Origin of the sequence: Sphingomonas sp., from assembly GCF_031361285.1 — a bacterium.
Lineage (GTDB): Bacteria > Pseudomonadota > Alphaproteobacteria > Sphingomonadales > Sphingomonadaceae > Sphingomicrobium.
On record NZ_JANMCO010000083.1, the window covers coordinates 1 to 2,783 of the forward strand.

Sequence of the window (2,783 nt, forward strand, 5' to 3'; positions counted from 1 at the left end):
GCGCTGGCTGCGGCGAGCAGTGAGAGTGTCGTCATTGTGAGAAATGTTTGTCGCATATTGAAATCCTTTGGGTGTGAGGCTGGGACGCACAGCCGGGAGCCGGCCCTGCGGTCCGATTTTATGCTTCAATTGACGCAGCTAGCGGGGGGTCAGGCGGCTTTGGCTTTTCCGGCCATGGCGTGAACCGCCGCGGCAGTGAGGCGCTGGCCGCCAACCGCCCAATTGCCCTGGTCGATTTCCACCAGCCGGACCCAGGTGACCGGGCGCAGCGCTTCGCCTTCGACCGCGATCATGGCTTCGGTGACTTTTTCGATCAGCTCGTGCTTCTCAGCAGACGTGAAAACGTCCTTGATGACTTCGATTGTTGCCAATGGCATTGTGAATTCCCTTGCTTGCGTCGACCGGACGATCCGGTGAGCGAAGGGTGCCAATGCAGCGCGATCCATGGCGCGGGCCAGTTCAGCGATCGAAGCAATCAACTACAGATTTTGTAGTTGAGTTGGCCCGAACAGAGGCTCATTTGGGCTCGTCGCACCAGGAGTCAGCTCATGAAATACAGCCAATTTTGCCCCGTCGCCAAAGCGACCGAAATTCTCGGCGAGCGCTGGACCATCCTCATCCTGCGCGAATTGCTGCTGGGCGGCCGGCGCTTCAATGAGCTGCAACGTGGGCTCGGCGACATCTCGCCCGCCCTCCTCACCAGCCGATTGAAATCGCTGGAAGATCAGGGCCTCGTCGCGCGTCGCCGGATTACCGGCCAGCGCGGTTTTGTATATGCCCCGACCGCGGCATGCGAAGCCTTGATGCCAGTTGTCGTCGCGCTTGGGGAATGGGGCCTGACCTGGGCGCGGCATTTGCTGACCGACGACGACTTCGACGTGGATTTCCTGATGTTTTACCTGGAACGCAGCGTTGATCCCGAGCGGCTGCCGGGTGGCGAGACGGTGATCCGCTTTCGGTTCACCGACCTTAGCGAGCAGCGCAACTGGTGGCTGCTGATCCGCGACAAGCAGGTGCAAATCTGCATCAATGCGCCGCCCCGCGATGTCGATGTTTATTTTACGACCACGGTTCGCACCATGCACGACGTGTGGATGGGCGACCGGACCTATCGCGACGCCGTAAGCGCCGACGAACTGATCATTGAGGGAGAGCCGGCGCTGACCCGGAATGTCAGCGCCTGGTTGCGCCCCAGCGTATTCGTCGCGGCGCCGCGCCAGCCGATCCCGGCATCGGTCAGTGTCGTATCGAAACCGGTGGCAATGGAGTTAGCGCTTAACTGATGAGCATCAGCCCTTGCTCGAGGTCGGCGGTGAGGTCGTCGGGATCCTCGAGGCCGATGTGCAGGCGGACCATCGCTCCTGACGGCTTTTCGCGGCGCATGGTGCGACCGTGGTCGGGATGGACCGGCAAAGCGAGGCTTTCGAAACCGCCCCAGCTGTAGCCGATGCCGAATAGCTCGAGGCTCTCGACAAAGCGGTTGGCGGCGGCGTCATCGGCTTGCCTGAGGACGATTGAGAACAGGCCCGATGAGCCGGTGAAATCGCGCTTCCAATATTGGTGGCCGGGGCAGTCCGCGAACGCCGGGTGGATCACGTTTGCGACCTGCGGCTGATCCTGCAGCCAGCGGGCGATCTTGATCGCACTATCCTCGTGCCGGCGCAGACGCACGCCCATCGTCCTCAGGCCGCGGGCGGCGAGATAGGCGTCATCGGGGCTGACATATTGGCCGAACAGCAAAGCGTTCTTCGACAGCCTGTCCCAATAGGCTTCGGTCGCAGTGACCGAGCCGAGCATGACGTCGGCGTGGCCGGAAACATATTTGGTGCAAGCGAGGATCGACAAGTCGACGCCGTGGGCCAGCGCCGTGAAGAACAATGGCGTCGCCCAAGTATTGTCGAGCAAAGTGGCGATGCCGCGGGCCCGCGCCATGGCGCAGATGCCGGGCACGTCCTGGACCTCGAAGGTCAGCGATCCTGGGCTCTCCATGAAAATCGCGCGGGTGGTCGCCGAGAGCATCGCCTCGACCTCGCCGGCGCTGGCGAGGGGGTCGTAATATCGGGTCGTGATGCCGAAGCGTTTGAGCACCTTGTCGCAGAATGTGCGCGTCGGCTCGTAGACGCTGTCGGCCACCAGCAGCTCGTCTCCCGGCTCGAGCACACTCATCAAAGCGAACGCCACCGCGGTCGCGCCCGATGCGAACAATACGGTCCCGGCCGCGCCCGGCTCGAGCTCGGTCAGGGCTTGCGCCAGTCCCCACTGGGTCGGGGTGCCGTTGCGGCCGTAGCTTAAATGTCCATCGCGCGGCGGGTAGGAATCGATGAGCGAAGCGACGTCCTCGAACAGCACGGTCGAGGTGCGCGATACCGGCACGTTGACCATGCCGCGCAGCCATTCGTGGCGCCGGCCGGCGGTGATGATTTTGGTTTCCGGCCGGTTTCCAGTCCGCGGGTGGGGGCGCTTGTGATCGTCGGCCATGGCGGAGCTTTAGCGGGCTTGTGTCCAAATCGGAACGGGTTGCTGGGTTAGGCGTTGATTTAATAAGCAGGCTTATTATATGTGACGTAATGGACGCGATGCTCTGGGAAATTGGCGAGACCGCCACCGCGCTCCGCCGCGCCTTTGACCGGCGGGCGGGGTCACACGGAATTACGCGCGCGCAGTGGCGCGTTCTGGCGCGCCTCAACCGGACGCCGGGCCTGCGGCAAATCGAGCTCGCCGACCAACTCGACATGGAAGCCATCACTTTGTGCCGGATCGTCGATCGGCTGGCCGAGGCGGGC

At 62.9% G+C, this 2,783-nt stretch carries 4 protein-coding genes; 2 read left to right on the plus strand and 2 right to left on the minus strand.

Features of this window, described 5'->3' with window-relative positions:
- Positions 1-149 precede the first annotated feature (149 nt).
- Positions 150-377 carry a tautomerase family protein gene (locus RMO25_RS08430; protein ID WP_309662160.1) on the minus strand — a complete coding sequence of 76 codons (228 nt, stop codon included), beginning with the start codon at positions 375-377 and terminating at the stop codon, positions 150-152.
- 171 nt (positions 378-548) lie between these two features.
- Between RMO25_RS08430 and RMO25_RS08435 the strand changes: the two genes are divergently transcribed.
- A complete protein-coding gene (locus RMO25_RS08435; RefSeq protein ID WP_309662161.1) occupies positions 549-1,283 on the plus strand; it encodes a winged helix-turn-helix transcriptional regulator in 735 nt (244 codons plus the stop codon).
- On the opposite strand, the gene metC is transcribed toward RMO25_RS08435, so the two are convergent.
- Complete coding sequence (gene metC, locus RMO25_RS08440; RefSeq protein WP_309662162.1) at positions 1,276-2,478, minus strand: cystathionine beta-lyase; 1,203 nt, start codon at positions 2,476-2,478, stop codon at positions 1,276-1,278. The genes RMO25_RS08435 and metC overlap by 8 nt on opposite strands.
- A gap of 89 nt (positions 2,479-2,567) precedes the next feature.
- Here metC and RMO25_RS08445 point away from each other — a divergent pair.
- Positions 2,568-2,783: MarR family transcriptional regulator (locus tag RMO25_RS08445; RefSeq protein ID WP_309662163.1), on the plus strand; the 216-nt coding region annotated here is incomplete at its 3' end.

What these genes read in the sequence shown, in the direction of transcription:
- RMO25_RS08430 (WP_309662160.1), bottom strand. Translation starts at nt 377, where the DNA reads ATGCCATTGGCAACAATCGAAGTCATCAAGGACGTTTTCACGTCTGCT.
- RMO25_RS08435 (WP_309662161.1), top strand. Translation starts at nt 549, where the DNA reads ATGAAATACAGCCAATTTTGCCCCGTCGCCAAAGCGACCGAAATTCTC.
- metC (WP_309662162.1), bottom strand. Translation starts at nt 2,478, where the DNA reads ATGGCCGACGATCACAAGCGCCCCCACCCGCGGACTGGAAACCGGCCG.